The sequence below is a fragment of the Microbispora corallina genome (assembly GCF_016863035.1).
GTDB classification, from domain to species: Bacteria; Actinomycetota; Actinomycetes; order Streptosporangiales; family Streptosporangiaceae; genus Microbispora; species Microbispora corallina.
The window spans coordinates 69,518-84,577 of sequence record NZ_BOOC01000020.1 but is presented as its reverse complement, the minus strand read 5'-3'; the positions used below and the strand labels follow the sequence as shown (position 1 = coordinate 84,577).

General features: G+C 72.3%; 15 protein-coding genes. 7 read left to right on the top strand and 8 right to left on the bottom strand.

All coding sequences use genetic code 11. From position 1 onward, the window contains the following. Positions 1–4: 4 nt before the first annotated feature. The 4 genes from Mco01_RS20955 to Mco01_RS20940 form a co-directional block, all read right to left on the bottom strand. Entirely contained in the window at positions 5–1,465 is a 1,461-nt protein-coding gene (locus Mco01_RS20955; RefSeq protein ID WP_204058595.1) for a flotillin family protein, read from the bottom strand. A gap of 28 nt (positions 1,466–1,493) precedes the next feature. Further along, positions 1,494–1,694: an NfeD C-terminal domain-containing protein gene (locus Mco01_RS20950; RefSeq protein ID WP_204058594.1), complete on the bottom strand. Its 201-nt coding sequence runs from the start codon at positions 1,692–1,694 to the stop codon at positions 1,494–1,496. A 188-nt stretch (positions 1,695–1,882) separates the two neighbouring features. Next, positions 1,883–2,989, bottom strand: a complete 1,107-nt coding sequence (locus Mco01_RS20945) for an acyltransferase family protein (protein ID WP_204058593.1) — start codon at positions 2,987–2,989, stop codon at positions 1,883–1,885. 135 nt (positions 2,990–3,124) lie between these two features. After that, complete coding sequence (locus tag Mco01_RS20940; RefSeq protein ID WP_204058592.1) at positions 3,125–3,943, bottom strand: SDR family NAD(P)-dependent oxidoreductase; 819 nt, start codon at positions 3,941–3,943, stop codon at positions 3,125–3,127. Positions 3,944–4,155: 212 nt separating this feature from the next. Here Mco01_RS20940 and Mco01_RS20935 point away from each other — a divergent pair, with 212 nt between their 5' ends. From Mco01_RS20935 to Mco01_RS20920, 4 genes are read left to right on the top strand one after another with little or no spacing between them, the layout of a single operon-like run. Beyond that, a complete protein-coding gene (locus Mco01_RS20935; RefSeq protein ID WP_204058591.1) occupies positions 4,156–6,765 on the top strand; it encodes a sensor histidine kinase in 2,610 nt (869 codons plus the stop codon). Further along, entirely contained in the window at positions 6,762–7,169 is a 408-nt protein-coding gene (locus Mco01_RS20930) for a roadblock/LC7 domain-containing protein (protein ID WP_036325118.1), read from the top strand. Before Mco01_RS20935 ends, Mco01_RS20930 begins: the two co-directional genes overlap by 4 nt. A 13-nt stretch (positions 7,170–7,182) precedes the next feature. Next, the gene (locus Mco01_RS20925) at positions 7,183–7,551 is read left to right on the top strand and encodes a DUF742 domain-containing protein (protein WP_036325117.1); all 369 of its coding nucleotides are present in this window, start codon (positions 7,183–7,185) and stop codon (positions 7,549–7,551) included. Next, positions 7,532–8,107 carry a GTP-binding protein gene (locus Mco01_RS20920; RefSeq protein WP_142561857.1) on the top strand — a complete coding sequence of 192 codons (576 nt, stop codon included), beginning with the start codon at positions 7,532–7,534 and terminating at the stop codon, positions 8,105–8,107. Before Mco01_RS20925 ends, Mco01_RS20920 begins: the two co-directional genes overlap by 20 nt. Before the next feature lie 63 nt (positions 8,108–8,170). Here Mco01_RS20920 and Mco01_RS20915 read toward each other — a convergent pair whose 3' ends face one another. From Mco01_RS20915 to xylA, 3 genes are all read right to left on the bottom strand, one after another. After that, positions 8,171–8,839, bottom strand: coding sequence for a DUF998 domain-containing protein (locus Mco01_RS20915; protein WP_204058590.1), 669 nt, complete (start codon positions 8,837–8,839; stop codon positions 8,171–8,173). Between the two features lie 301 nt (positions 8,840–9,140). Beyond that, positions 9,141–10,508, bottom strand: a complete 1,368-nt coding sequence (gene xylB, locus Mco01_RS20910; RefSeq protein ID WP_204058589.1) for a xylulokinase — start codon at positions 10,506–10,508, stop codon at positions 9,141–9,143. A gap of 19 nt (positions 10,509–10,527) precedes the next feature. Next, positions 10,528–11,673 (bottom strand): xylose isomerase, encoded by a 1,146-nt coding sequence (gene xylA, locus Mco01_RS20905; protein WP_204058588.1) that lies wholly within the window; start codon positions 11,671–11,673, stop codon positions 10,528–10,530. Between the two features lie 106 nt (positions 11,674–11,779). Here xylA and Mco01_RS20900 point away from each other — a divergent pair, with 106 nt between their 5' ends. Then, a complete protein-coding gene (locus Mco01_RS20900) occupies positions 11,780–13,114 on the top strand; it encodes an ROK family transcriptional regulator (RefSeq protein ID WP_204058587.1) in 1,335 nt (444 codons plus the stop codon). Between the two features lie 18 nt (positions 13,115–13,132). On the opposite strand, the gene Mco01_RS20895 is transcribed toward Mco01_RS20900, so the two are convergent. Beyond that, entirely contained in the window at positions 13,133–13,345 is a 213-nt protein-coding gene (locus tag Mco01_RS20895) for a hypothetical protein (RefSeq protein WP_204058586.1), read from the bottom strand. Positions 13,346–13,460: 115 nt separating this feature from the next. On the opposite strand from Mco01_RS20895, the gene Mco01_RS20890 reads away from it, so the two are divergent. Then, a complete protein-coding gene (locus tag Mco01_RS20890) occupies positions 13,461–13,964 on the top strand; it encodes a VOC family protein (protein WP_204058585.1) in 504 nt (167 codons plus the stop codon). A 177-nt stretch (positions 13,965–14,141) separates the two neighbouring features. Further along, on the top strand, positions 14,142–15,002 hold the full coding sequence (locus Mco01_RS20885) for an SAM-dependent methyltransferase (RefSeq protein WP_204058584.1): 861 nt from the start codon (positions 14,142–14,144) through the stop codon (positions 15,000–15,002). The last annotated feature ends 58 nt before the right edge of the window (positions 15,003–15,060 follow it).

Genomic DNA, 15,060 nt, shown 5'->3' with positions numbered 1-15,060 from the left:
CGCGTCAGGACTCGCTGAGGGACTTCGGCTCGGCGCCGTTGACGCTCGCCGGGGCGCCGTTGCCGGCGGCGCCGCCCGACAGCAGGGAGCGGGCCAGGCCGAGGCCGGCGCCGCCCAGCGTGAGGGCCTTGGCGAGCATCTCCTCGACGCCCTGGGCGCCGTTCAGCACGACCATGTGGTCCACGTTGCCGAACGCCTTCGCGCCCGCCTCCACGATCTGCGGCCAGTTCTCCGCGAGCTGCTGGGCGATGACCGCCTCCTGGTTCTCCGCCAGCGCCTGCGAGCGCGCCCGGATCGCCTCGGCCTCCGCCAGGCCGCGCGCCTTGGCCGCCTCCGCCTCGGCGAGGCCCCGGGCCTGGGACGCCTCCGCCTCGGCGAGACCGGTCGCCCTGGTCGCCGCGGCCGCCGCCTCACCACGCACGCGGACCGACTCGGCGTCCGCCGCCGCGGCCTGCTTCACCTGAGACGCCTGCGCCACGGCCCGCAGCTCGGTCTCCCGCGCCTCGGCCTCGGCCTGCGCGATGCGGGCGTCGCGCTCGGCCTGCGAGAGCGTGACGGTCTCGTACGCCTTGGCGTCGGCGGGCTTGCGGACCTGCGACTGCAGCCGCTGCTCGGCAAGCTGGGCCTCCAGTTCGGCCGCCCGGGTCTCCTGGACGACGACCTCCTGGCGGGCGGACGCCTCAGACAGCGGGCCGGCCTGCCGGGACCGCGCCTGCGCCTCGTCGATCTCGGCCTGGTAGGAGGCCTGCTTGATCTGGGCGTCGCGCCAGGCCGCGGCCTTGTTCGCGGCCGCCACCTGCTCGGCCTCGGTCGCCTCCTGGTCGCGCTGCGCCTCGGCGATGCGGGCGGACGCCGCGATCTTCGCCGCGTGCGGCTTGCCCAGGTTGGTGATGTAGCCGGTCTCGTCGTCGATCTCCTGGATCTGCAGGGAGTCGACGACCAGGCCGAGCTTGCTCATCTCGTCGGCGGCCGAGCTGCGCGTCTCGCTCGTCAGCCGCTCGCGGTTGAGGATGAGGTCCTCCACCGTCAGGTTGCCGATGATCGAGCGCAGGTGGCCGGTGAACAGCTCGTGGATCGCGCCGTTCATCGAGTCCTGCTGGTCGAGGAAGCGGCGGGCGGCGTTGGCGATGCTGGCGAAGTCGTCGCCCACCTTGTAGATGACGACGCCGCGCACCTGAACCGGGATGCCCTGCTGCGTGACGCAGGAGACCTGGAGGTTGGTCGCGCGGCTGTCGAGCCGCAGCCGGCGGGCGTTCTGGAAGCCGGGCAGGACGGCCGTGCCCTTGCCGGTCACGATCTTGAACCCAAGGCTGTCGGCCAGCTCGTTCTTCGTGTGGGCGCCGAGGCCCGAGATGATGAGCGCCTCGTTGGGCTCGGCCACCCGCCAGACGGCCTTGAACACCAGGATGAGGACGATGAGGGCGACGACTATCGCGCCACCCAGGACCACGATCTCCGTGGGCATGCGTGCCTCCGCAGTGGGGGGAGAGGAGTCAGACGACCGCGCGGGCGACGTAGAGCGTGCGCGGCGGTGAAAACTCCACGACGATGACGATCGATCCGACCGGAATCTCCTCGTCAGGCACGCTCGGATAGGCGTAGAACGCCTCGACACCCCCGCGGATGGCCACCATCACCTCGCCGACAAGGCCGGGGCCTATCTTCCCCGTGACTCTGCCCTGCCTGCCGACCACCCGTGTCACCCCGTCGTTTCACTTCACCGCGAAAGCGCACGTTACCCCGTGGCGCCGATTGACGACAGGTGCGGAAACGAAACCGTCACCCGCCGCCGCACGGCCGCGCATTCGCCTTCACCCCGACAACGGACGGTTCTTGGGAAACGTTCCGGTTATTCCCTTCCCTGGGTACGCCGTTTCCGGCGTCACGCCTTGACGGCGTGCCGCGGCGAGTGGGGCGCCTCCTGGCCATCGGTCCGTCCGCTTCCCCGCTCCCCGGGACGGCCCCCGGGCCGGCGGAGCCTGGTGAAGGCCCACGAGATGTCGGGTTCCACCGCCCACTTGAACAGCCTGCGGACCGGCGGCGTGCACAGGACGGTGGCCAGCACGACACCGAAGACGATCATGGCGGCCACGCCCACGGGGTTCACGAGCGAGGAGTGGAAGCGCTCGGCGACCTTCACGGCGAAGCCGTGCAGGAGGTAGGCGTACATCGTGGCCCCCCCGAGGCCGCTGAACCAGGTCCGGCGGCTCGGCGTGATCGCCAGGAACGCGGCCACGAGGAGGGCGCCGGCCGCCAGCATGGCCAGCCGGATCAGCGTGCCGGTCACGTCGCCGACCCCGATCTGGTGGTTGGCGTGCCGCCAGCGGATCCACTCGGTCGGCACGTCGTAGTGGACGAGGAACGCCACGACGAGACCACCGGCCAGGATCACGGCGCCCGTGATCCGCGCCCATCCGCGGCGCAGCAGGTCGAGGTGCTCGGGACGCAGCATCAGCCCGAGCACGTAGAACGGCAGCAGGCCGAACGTGCGGTTCATCGACAGCTCGTCGGGCAGCGCGCTCGTCCCGGACAGCAGCGACAGGGCGACGGCGACCGTCAGCGGCCAGCGCAGCTGCTGCCACACGGGCGTGGACAGCCGCCACAGGAAGAGCGACATCAGGAACCACGTCAGGTAGTACGGGTCGAGGAGGCTGATCTCCAGCTTGCCGTACAGGAAGTAGCGGGGCAGGGAGTAGGCGACCTCGAAGATCACGTACGGCACCGCCAGGCCGGTGATGAGCTTCCTCGCCTTACCAGCCGAAAACGTGAAATTACGGGACAAATAGCCGCTGATAACAATAAACAGCGGCATATGGAACAAATAGACGAAGAAGTAGAGCGCGTGCGCCGCGGGCACGTCCCGGAGGTCCTCGATCAGGTGGCCGGAGACCACCAGGAGGATGGCGAGGTACTTGGCGTTGTCCAGCAGGGGGTCGCGGGCGGCAGCCGTACCGGACGGGAGGGCGGGGGCGGGAACGGTCGCGGTCACGGAGCCGGACCTTAGTCACCGCCCGGTGCCCTCGGCTCCAACGCCGGACGAACATTCCCGGAACAGTTGCTGGGAGTCCTCTGAGACCCGGGCGGACCGCGACCGGCCCCCTGAGCGAGCGGGGCCGGGCGGCTCTCAGGCGGCCGCCGGAAGGCCGGTGGCCGCGAGGCTGGCGTCCCACAGAGCCGTGGCGAGCGCCGCGTCGCGCATCCGCTCCGGCACGTCCGCCGGCCTGTTCCTGGCGAAGAACCGGCCCGCGTGGGTGACGCCGTCGGGATGGGCGGCGAGGTGCGCGATCCTCGCCCCGCCGGCCTCGGGCGCCTCGCCCATGCCCGGCACGAGCATGACGAGCTTCATGAAGAAGGTGCCGGCGGCGAACTCGGTCCGCAGCACGCCCGGATGGAGACAGGTGGCCGCGAACCCGCGCTCGGCCAGGGAGACCGTGAACAGCGCGTTCGCCTGCTTGGAGTCGCCGTACTGCAGCCAGCCGCTCCAGCGCCGCCGCTCACGGTCGAGGTCGGAGGGGTCGAGGCGGCCGGTCCGCGCGGCCCGCGAGGAGGTGGTGACGATCCGGGCGGAGGACTCCTTCAGCCGGTCGGCCAGCAGGTTCGTCAGCAGGAACGGCGCCAGGTGGTTCACCTGGATCATCAGTTCGTGGCCGTCCCCGGTCGTGCGGCGGTCGGGGCTCATCACGCCCGCGTTGTTCACCAGGACGTCGATCCGCTCGTACCGGTCGAGGAGCCCGGCGGCGAGCCCGCGGACCTCGTCGAGGGACGCGAAGTCCGCCGTGAACGTGTCCGGGGGCGTTCCCGTGATCGCCTCGACACGCCGCGTGACCGCGCCGAGCTTCTCCGGGTTCCGCCCCACGAGCACAAGTTGGTGCCCCTGCCGGGCGAGATCAAGGGCGGACGCTGCACCGATTCCGGCACTCGCCCCGGTGATCACAGTAATCATCAGATCCTCCACTGCGCCAGAACTGTATCGGTGCTAGCCTTCTGTGCGATCTTCCGGAGGTGCATTTCCCCATAAATGCGGCGCGAGCCTCCAGCACTGCAGGAGTGGCCATGGGTTCGAGAAACCGGTCGATTCGGTTCAAGATCTTCTTGTTGCTGCTCCTACCACTGCTCATGTTGAGCGCTATGTGGGGGTTTGTCCTTAAATTAACGGTGGGTGACGGCCTCGTCCTTCTCCACTCGAAGACGCTTTACGACACCATCGGCGTCACCTCCACCGACCTCGGCCTGCAGATCCAGGCGGAGCGCGCGCTCACGGTCGGCGTGCTCAGCACCGGCCAGACCGGGTCCGCCGCCCTCACCGACCAGCAGGCGAAGACCAGCGCGGCGGCCGAGAAGTTCAAGAGGGCCGCGACCGACGACGCCACCCGCGAGGCGGCCGGCGACGACCTGCGGGTCCCGCTCGACACCATGATCGCCTCGGTCGACCGCCTGCCCTCCATCCGCGAGGGCGTGACGCTCGGCAAGTCGAGCCGGCTCCAGGCGATCACGGCCTACGACGGCCTGATGGACGACATGTTCGCCCTGTACGAGCGGCTCGTGTCCGTCCCCGACCTGGCCATCTTCCAGCAGGCCTCCGCCATGCAGGGGATGGGCAACGCGTACGAGATGATCGCCCGCGAGGACGCCCTGGTCAGGGGCGCGCTCGCCAGCGGCCGGATGTCGCAGGACGAGCAGAACGCGTTCAGCGAGTGGGTCTCCACCCGCCGGTTCCTGTACGCCAAGAACCGGCCGGTGCTGACGGGCGCGATGCGCGAGCCGTACGAGCAGGTGCTGACCTCGCCGCTGTTCGACCGGTTCGCGGGGCTCGAGGACCGGATCGTGAACCAGGTGCGCGCCGGCGGCCCGCTCCCGCAGGACAGCGACAAGTGGGCGTCCACGGTCGACAGCCTGGGGATGCGGCTCGACGCGGCCCGGGTCAAGGCCTCCGACGCCCTCACCGCGAACGCGACCTCGGTGGCCGGCGGCATCATGGCCCGCATCGGGGTCGCCGGCGGGCTCGGGCTCGTCGTGATCATCATCACGATCGTCTTCTCGGTCCGGTTCGGCCGCCGCCTCGCCCGCGACCTCGCCGGGCTGCGCGACGCCGCACTCGACCTCGCGGACGTGCGGCTCCCGCAGGTCGTCGACAAGCTCCGCAGGGGCGAGGAGGTCGACGTCGAGGCCGAGGCGCCGCCGATCCAGGCGGGCGGCTCGAACGAGATCGAGGACGTCGCCCACGCGTTCAGCTCGGTGCAGCGGACCGCGGTGGAGGCCGCGGTGGGCCAGGCCAACCTCCGCAGAGGCGTCAACCAGGTCTTCCTCAACCTCGCCCGCCGCAAGCAGAGCCTGCTCCACCGCCAGCTCACGCTGCTCGACTCCATGCAGCGCCGCGCGGACGACCCGGAGAGCCTGGAGGACCTCTTCCGGCTCGACCACCTGACGACCCGCATGCGCCGTCACGCCGAGGGCCTGATCATCCTCTCCGGCGCCAACCCCGGCCGGTCGTGGCGCAAGCCGGTGCCGCTCATCGACGTGGTCCGCGCCGCGATCTCCGAGGTCGAGGACTACACCCGCATCACGATGATGCCGATGCCGGACACGTCGATCAGCGGCACCGCCGTCGCGGACATCGTGCACCTCGTGGCCGAGCTGCTGGAGAACGCCACCATCTTCTCCCCGCCGCAGACGAAGGTGCAGGTGCGCGGCGAGGTCGTGGCCAACGGCATCGTCCTGGAGATCGAGGACCGGGGCCTCGGGCTGAGCCCCGAGGAGTACGCCGAGGTCAACGCACGGCTGGCCGACCCGCCCGAGTTCGACCTGGCCGACAGCGACCGGCTCGGCCTGTTCGTCGTCAGCCAGCTCGCCTCGCGGTACGAGATCCGGGTGGTCCTGCGCAGCTCGCCGTACGGCGGGACGACGGCCATCGTGCTCGTCCCCCGGGCCCTCATGGCCGGGGACGGCTCCCCCGCCGCGATCAACGGCTCGGCCGTCCGCACCGGCGCGCACGCCAAGCCCGCCCTGGCCGCCGGCGAGGACGATCCCGCCGGCACGGCGGCCGCGTGGGGCGCGGCGCGGCAGGGCGACGCGCCCGTGCTCAACGGCTCGCTCTTCACCGACCGCGGGCCCGTGGGCCCCCGGCGCACGGACGCCTACGCGGGCCCGGTGGACGCCGAGGCCGCCGAGGCCGGTCCCGCGGCGTACGCCGGCTCGCCGAACGGGTCTGCGGACCTCGGGCGGAACGGAGCGGCGGACGAGGCGCCCGCGCCGGACCACGCGGACGACGACGGGGACGGCCCCGAGTCGTCGCCGTTCTTCACCCCCGCCGCCCTCCGGACCGAGGCGGTGCCCTCGGCGATCCGCGACGACCTCGAAAGCGAGCCGGCGGTCGGGGAACCGGCCGAGGCCACCCATCGCGTATCCCCCGCCCGGGACGTCCCGCGCCTGCGGCCGATCCCGGCGGAGCCCGCCGGCGACGGGCCGTTCGAGGCGCCCGAGCGGGGCGGCGTCCCCCGGCCCCGCGTGTCGGCCCCGAAGGGCATGCACGCCGGCCTGCCCCGCCGGGTGCGCCAGGCGAGCATGGCGCCGCAGCTGCGCGATCAGCCGCTGCAGGCCCCCGTGCCGCCACCGGCACCCGAGGAGCGCTCGCCTGAGGAGGCGCGGGCGATGTTCTCCGCCTTCCAGCGCGGGGCGCTGCGGGGCCGCGAGGACTCCGAGCAGCCGCCCGGCGGCGCGACCGGCGACCACGTACAGACCAGGCACGGCGAGAAGGGTGAGGAATGACCGGCAAAGCGACGACGACCGGCGAACTGAACTGGCTGCTCGACGATCTCATCAGCAGGGTCGCCGCCGTCCGCCAGGCGGTGATCCTCTCCACGGACGGCCTCGTCGTCGGAGCCTCGCAAGGGCTGAGCCGCGAGGACGCGGAGCACCTGTCCGCCGTCGCGGCCGGCTTCCAGAGCCTGGCCCGGGGCGCGGGACGGCACTTCGGCGGCGGCGAGGTCAGGCAGACGATCGTCGAGATGGAGGCGGCCTTCCTGTTCGTGACCGCGGCCGGCCAGGGCACCTGCCTCGCCGTGCTGGCCGCGTCCGACGCCGACGTCGGCCACATCGCCTACGAGATGGCCATGCTGGTCAAGCGCGTCGGCCAGCACATCTCGACGAGTCCGCGACGGATCTCGCCGTGATGCGGGGGGCCAGATGACGGGACCCCAGTGGATGGACGAGGAGGCCGGACCGGTCGTCCGGCCCTTCGCCCTGACGGGCGGCCGGACCCGCTCGTCCGGGGAGAAGCTGGACCTGATCGCCATGGTGACCGCCACCGGCGCGTCACCGGCCGTCGGCGCCGGCCTCGGCCCCGAGCAGCGGCGGATCCTCGAGATCACGCGTCACGGCGCGTCGGTGGCGGACATCGCCTCGGAGGTGGACCTGCCGCTCGGGGTGGTCCGCGTCCTGCTCGGGGATCTGCTCGACCTGGGACTCGTCGCCGTACGTGCTCCTGGCAAGGTGGCGCCGCTGCCAAGCGAGCGCATTCTCAAGGAAGTGATCAATGGCCTTCGCGCCCTCTGAGGAGCCGGTCGCCCTCAAGATCCTCGTGGCCGGCGGCTTCGGCGTCGGCAAGACCACGCTGGTCGGGGCGATCAGCGAGATTCGGCCTCTGCGCACGGAGGAGGTCCTGTCCGACCGGGGCGTCGGCGTGGACGACACCGACGGCGTCGAAGGGAAGACGACCACCACGGTCGCCATGGACTTCGGCCGGATCACGATCCGGGAAGGACTCGTGGTCTACCTGTTCGGCACGCCCGGGCAGGAGCGCTTCTGGTTCATGTGGGACGAGCTGTCGTACGGCGCTCTGGGAGCCGTGGTGCTGGCCGACACCCGCAGGCTCACCGACTGCTTCCCGTCCATCGACTACTTCGAGCAGCGCGGCACGCCGTTCATCGTCGCGGTGAACTGCTTCGACGGCGCGGACCGGCACGAGCCCGACGACGTGCGGATCGCGCTCGACCTCGACCCCGACGTGCCCGTCCTGCTCTGCGACGTGCGCCGGCGGGCCTCCGCCAAGGTCGTGCTCGTCACGCTCGTCGAGCACGCCCTCAAGATGCTCACGGCCGCCCAGCGGTAGGAGCCCCGTCGGCCGCCCCTCGCCCGTACCACCACGGGAGCGGGGCGGCCGTTCTACCGCAAGTTAACGATAAGTTACGAAATTCCGCCGTTCGCGCCATTCGACCAGCCGCTCGCGGAGGACCGGCGCCCAGGTCAGGCTCAGCAGCCGTACGGCGAGGACTCCGAGCACGGCCACCTCGGCGGTGAGGAGCAGGCGCTCCACCAGGCCGATCATGACGCCCTGGCCGGGCAGTGCGACGTACGTGATCGCGGCCAGCCCGAGCCCCGACGCGAGCGCCAGCCACTCGACGGGCCGGGCGACCGGCCGCCATCGCTCGTCGGCGGCGAGCCGGGGGACCATCAGGGTCGCGGCGGCCGGGACGCTGACGAAGGCCACGACGGAAAGGGCCAGGTGGACCTCGGCCTGCCAGGTCGTGCCGAGGTCGGCGGCGGTCGAGGGGACGATCGCCGCCCCGAGCAGGGAGGCGCTCCACACGCCGAGCAGCCGCGCCGGCCACCCCTCGATCGGCGCGCCCACCGACCGCATGCCCGCGAGGAGGGCCAGCGACGCCAGACCGAGGACGGCCATCGCCGTCTCGATCGCGCTGCCGCCGTCGCGGGCGGCGTACTCGCTGATGGTGGTCGAGACCGGGTCCGGCGAGGGCGCCCCGCCGACCTGCGTCGCGACGACGGTGACCACCGCGAGCAGGATGCCCGCGCAGGCGGCGACGGGATAGAGCCTCTTGACCATGTCTTGAGGATCCCCCGAAGAACGCCGCCCAGACATCCGGGACAACGCGTAGTTCCCCCCGATGTCCCGTCAGGGTCGGCTCAGGGTGGGGCATTCCCCCGCCCCGGCCCTGGGACCCGCCCCACCTGTTCTCCTGCCGGTGGGCACGCATCACCCCCGGCGTTCCCTTACCCCGGGCTCGGGGACCCGCACCCTGGCACCCCTGCCCCGGCTGTGGGGCCGCATCCCCGTCGTGCCCCTGCCCGGCGCGCGGGTGGCGCGGGCAGGGGACGACGTCACGGCATCCCGGCAGGCCGCCGGCTCACTGCAGCGCGGCGGCCTCGCGGTAGCGGTCGCGCAGGCCCGGAACCGGGTCGGCCTCGTAGCGGGCCGTCTCCCCCGACGCCCAGTGCGGGGGCTCCGCACCGCCCGTCAGCAGCCAGGCGGCCTGGCGCGCCGCCCCGTCGGCCACGTACTCCCCCGGGGTGGGCACGAGCACCGGCCGGCCGAAGACGGTCGGCGCGATCCGCCGGACCGCCTCCGACCGGGCCCCGCCGCCGATGAGCAGCACCCGCTCGGGGGTCAGGCCCAGGGTGTCGAGCGCGTCGGCGAGCCCGCAGAGCATGCCCTCGACCGCCGCCCTGGCGAGGTGCGCCGGGGTGGCGGTGGACAGCCGCAGCCCCTGCACGGCGCCGGTCGCGCCGGGCTTGTTCGGGGTGCGCTCGCCCTCCAGGTACGGCACGAGCACCAGGCCGTCGGCGCCCGCGGGCCCCTCCAGCGCGAGGTCGCTGAAGCGGTCCTGGTCGACGCCGAGCATCCGGGCCGCCGCATCCAGCACCCGCGCCGCGTTCAGCGTGCAGGCGAGCGGGAGGAACCGGCCGGTCGCGTCGGCGAACCCCGCGACATTGCCCGTCGGGTCGGCGGACGGCGCCTCCGCGACGGCGAAGGCCGTCCCGGACGTGCCGATCGAGACGACGACGTCGCCGGGGCGCATGCCGACCCCGAGCGCCGCCGCCATGTTGTCGCCGGTGCCGGGGGCCAGTCGTACGTGCCCGGCGGCGCCCGCCTGCTCGGCCGGGCCGAGCACCCTCGGCACGTCCGGCACCGCGCCGAAGGCGAGGTCCAGCAGGTCGGTCCGGTACGCCCCGGTGGCCGGCGACCAGTAGCCCGTGCCGGAGGCGTCCCCGCGGTCCGTGGTGATCACCTCGGGCCGGCCGGCGAGCCGCCAGGTCAGCCAGTCGTGCGGGAGGCACACGGCACGGGTGCGGGCGGCCGCGTCCGGCTCGTGCCGGGCGAGCCAGCGGAGCTTGGTCACCGTGAACGAGGCCACCGGCACGCTGCCGACGGCCTCCGCCCACTTCTCCGGGCCGCCGAGCTCGGCGACGAGGTCGGCCGCCGCCTGCGCCGACCGGGTGTCGTTCCACAGCAGCGCGGGCCGGACGACCTCGCCTGCCTCGTCGAGGCAGACCATGCCGTGCTGCTGCCCCGCGACGCTGAGGGCGGCCACGTCGTCGAGCCCCCCGGCCTGCGCGATCGCGCTCTGGAGGGCGTCCCACCAGTGCGAGGGGTGGACCTCGGTGCCGTCGGGGTGACGGGCGCGGCCCTCCCGGACCAGGGCGCCGGTCTCGGCGTCCCTGATCACCACCTTGCAGCTCTGGGTCGAGGAGTCGACCCCCGCGACGAGCGTCACGTTCGTCCTCCGGTCCCGGTCAGCCGCGCACGCCGAGCAGGTGCTCCAGGGCGAGCTGGTTCAGCCGGGTGAAGTGGAAGCCGCGCTCGGCCGCCGCGTCCACGTCGAACGACTCGGCGAGCAGGTCGTCGTAGGTCTCGCCCTCGCCGAGGGTGGTCTGCGCGAGCTCCGGCACCCGGCTGGCCGCCAGCGCCTCCTGGACCTCCGGGTCGGCCCGGTACGCCTTGGACTTCTCCTTGAGGATGAGGTAGGTCCGCATGTTCGCGGCCGCCGAGACCCAGACGTCGTCGGCGTCGTCGGTGCGCAGCGGCTTGTAGTCGAAGTGGCGGGGGCCGTCGTAGCCGCCGTTCTCCAGCAGGTCGACCAGGAAGAACGCGCTCTTCACGTCGCCGTGGCCGAAGATGAGGTCCTGGTCGTACCTCGGGCCGTGCTGACCGTTGAGGTCGATGTGGAACAGCTTGCCCTGCCACAGCGCCTGCGCGATGCCGTGCACGAAGTTCATCCCGGCCATCTGCTCGTGACCGACCTCGGGGTTGAGGCCGACCATCTCCGGGTGCTCCAGCGAGTTGATGAACGCCAGGGCGTGGCCGATCGTCGGCAGCAGGATGTCGCCCCGAGGCTCGTTGGGCTTGGGCTCGACGGCGAACCGGATGTTGTAGCCCTTGTCGATCACGTACTGGCACAGGAGGTCGAAGCCCTCCTTGTAACGGTCGAGGGCGACCCGGACGTCCTTGGCCGCGTCCGACTCGGCGCCCTCGCGGCCGCCCCAGCACACGTACGTCGTCGCGCCCAGCTCGGCGGCGAGGTCGATGTTGCGGATGACCTTGCGCAGCGCGTAGCGGCGCACGTCGCGGTCGTTGCTGGTGAACCCGCCGTCCTTGAAGACCGGGTGGGTGAACAGGTTCGTCGTCGCCATCGGCACCTTCAGGCCGGTCTCGGCGAGCGCCTTCTTGAAGTTCTCGATCGCCCTGGCCCGGTCCTGCTCGACGGCGAGGAGGTCGTCGTCGTGGAAGGTCACACCGTACGCGCCGAGCTCGGCCAGGCGGTGGACGGACTCGACCGGGTCGAGCGGCGCGCGCGTCGCGTCGCCGAACGGGTCGCGCGCCTGCCAGCCGACCGTCCACAGCCCGAACGTGAAACGGTCCTCGGGAGTGGGGGTGTACATGAGTCGCCTCCGAATTAGTCTATGTTGTGGACTAAATATGGTTCGTCACGCCCCGCAGGTCAAGAGGGCGTGTCCGTGATCTCAACGCCCGACAGTGGATGGTGTGATGACCCAGGCCGTACGGCACGACGCGATGCGGGCGCGCAACCTCGCGCTCGTGCTCGGCGAGGTCAGCGCCCGCCGGTCGCTCACCCGCGCCGCGCTGGCGGAGATCACCGGCCTGACGAAGACGACCGTCTCGAAGCTCGTGGCCGACCTGATCGAGGCCGGGCTCGTCGTGGAGGCCGGCACGGTCCGGGACGGCGAGCGCGGCCGGCCAGGGGTCGAGGTGAGGGTCAGCGGCTCACAGGTGGCGGCCGTCGGCCTGGAGATCAACGTCGACTACCTGTCGGTCCAGGTCGTCGACCTCGCCCGGACGGTGCGGCTGCGCCGTACACAGGCTGTGGACAACCGGAGCGCACAGCCTGTGGATGTGATCGCGCGACTCCGGGATCTCACGGCGCAGGCTGTGGACGAGGCTGTGGACAGCGGCCTTCGGGTGGTCGGCGGCGTACTCGCCGTGCCCGGTCCGGTGGATCTGGCGAGCGGGACCGTGCACAACGCGCCGAACCTCGGCTGGCGCGGCGTGCCGCTGTCATCCCTGCTCCGGTTGCCGTTCCCGGTGCGGGTGGAGAACGAGGCCAACCTGGCGGCGCTGGGCGAGCTGTGGTTCGGGTCGGGCCTGCCGGACTTCCTCCACGTGTCCGGTGAGATCGGCATCGGCGCCGGCCTGGTCGTGCGAGGGCGGCTCTTCCGGGGCGCCCACGGCTTCGCGGGCGAGCTCGGCCACGTGGTGGTCGCCCCCGACGGCCCGCCCTGCCGCTGCGGGGGACGAGGCTGCCTGGAGCAGTACGCCGGGCAGGACGCCCTCCTCAACGCCGCCCGCCCCGACCCCTCCCAGCCTGACGGCGCGCACCCCGACACCGGGCACCCCAACGGCGTGGACCCCGGCACCGCCCAGCCCGGCGCCGCACACCTTGACGCCACCCAGCTCCACGCCGCGCGCCCTGACGGTGCGGACCCGAACACCGCGCGTCGGGCGCAGGCGGCGCGAGAGTCGGCGGGCCGGGGGATTCCGTGGGTGCTGTCCCGGCTGGAGGCCGGGGACGAGCGAGCCCTCGCGGCGTGCGAGCGCGCCGGGTGGGCGCTCGGCGTCGCCCTCTGCTCGGCCGTCAACCTGGTCGACCCGGACGCGATCGTGCTCGGCGGGATCTACGCGCCGCTGTTCCCCTGGATCGGCGAGGTGGTGGCGACCACCCTCACCGCCCGGCTGGGGCAGATGCGCGACATCGTGCCACCCGTGGTCGTCTCCCGCCTCGGCACCGAGGCCGCCGCGCTCGGCGCGGCCGGTCAGGTGATCGAGCAGGTCATCGCCGACCCCGCCGCCCTGTTGCACCCCTGAGCGCGGCGGGCTCCGCCGTCAGAGGCCGGAGGGGTCGCGGCCGAGGCTGATCTCCTCCGCGATGCGCCGGACCTCGTCGGCGCCCAGATGGGGCTCGCGCGGAAGGGTCCTGGTCAGCGCCGCGACGACCTGGTGGAACGGCTGCCCGCCGTGGCGCACGGCCACCTCGTGCACGGCCCGGAACAGCGTCTGGTTGTCCTCGTGCGCCCGCGTGGCCCTGTCGATCGTCATCGCGCCTCCCCCTGCCCGACTCGGTCCGCCGGACACAGTACGACCCGGCACCGACAGTTTCCGGAAAACCGCCGTCATGTAGAATCACTTGAGAGTTCAAGTAATAGGAGGGGCCATGCCGATCCAGCGGCTCAACCACGCGGTTCTGTACGTCCGCGACGTCGAGCGGAGCGTCGCCTTCTACCAGGAGGCCCTGGGCTTCCGCGTCGTCAACGCGTTCCCGGGCGCCGCCTTCCTCCAGGCGGCGGGCTCGTCCAACGACCACGACCTCGGGCTCTTCCAGATCGGCGGCCAGGCGGGGCCGTCGGAGGCCGGACGCTCCACCGTCGGCCTCTACCACCTCGCCTGGGAGGTCGACACGCTGGCCGAGCTGCAGCGGATCGCCGAGAAGCTGTCGGAGACAGGCGCGCTGGTGGGCGCGTCCGACCACTCCACGACCAAGGCGCTGTACGCCAAGGACCCCGACGGCATCGAGTTCGAGGTGTCCTGGCTCGTGCCCGCCGACCTGCTGACCGAGGAGATCATCGCCGGGCGCGCCCGGATCAGGCCGCTCGACCTGGCCAGGGAGCAGGAGCGGTTCGGCGCGCAGACGCGCGGCGGCGTCGGCGTCTCCGTCTGACCTCATCGGCGCCCGGACCCGCGAGCGCCTCTTCGTCCGACGCTCGGCGGCCTGGGTGTCTCCGTCTGACCCTCAGATCCGCCCGCACGCCGACATTCGCCGCATTGTGCCTTCACTGGCGACACTTCTCGCTTTATCGTGATCACGACGGAGTGCGACGAGGCGAGGGACGGGACCATGGCCGACGAGGATCGGAACGTGGACGACGGCCGGGCGCGACCGGAGACGGAACTGTCCACGCGTATCGACCCCACCAAACCGAGCATCTCCCGGGTGTACGACTACTTTCTGGGGGGCAAGGACAACTTCGCGATCGATCGCCAGGTCGGCGAGCTCACCCTCAAGATCGCCCCTGACGCGCCGGCCGCGGGCCGGGCGAACCGGGGCTTCCTGAAGCGGGCGGTCCATTACCTCGCCACCGAAGCAGGCATCCGGCAGTTCCTCGACATCGGGTCGGGCCTGCCCACGCAGGGCAACGTGCACGAGATCGCCCAGCGGGTCGCGCCGGACGCGCGGGTCGTCTACGTCGACAACGACCCGATCGTGCTCGCCCACGGACGGGCCCTGCTGGCGCGCAACGGCAGCACCACCGTCGTCCAGGCGGACCTCCGCCGACCGGAGGAGCTGCTCTCCCACCCGGACATCCGGGCTCTCATCGACTTCGACCAGCCGGTGGCGTTGCTGCTCTTCGCGATCCTCCATCACCTGAACGACCACGAGGACCCGGGCGGGATCGCGGCCCGCCTGCGGGCGGCCCTTCCGGACGGGAGCTACCTGGCCCTGTCGCACTTCCACAACCCGGGGGACAAGCTTCCCGAGGTGTCCGCGCAGGCGTACTCGGCCGAGAAGCTGTTCAACGAGCACCTCGGCACCGGGCGGTGGCGCACGCGCGAGGAGATCCTGGCGTACTTCGGCGACTTCGAGCTGGTCGAGCCCGGCCTCGTGCCCGTCGCCGCGTGGCGGGCCGACCCGGACGAGCCCGTGGAGCAGGGCATCACGTATCACACGTTCGTCGGCGGGGTGGCCCGCAAGCCCTGACCCCGCCGCCCACCGCGTGCGGGACTCCGGGGTTCAGGTGCCGGGTTCAGGCGACGGC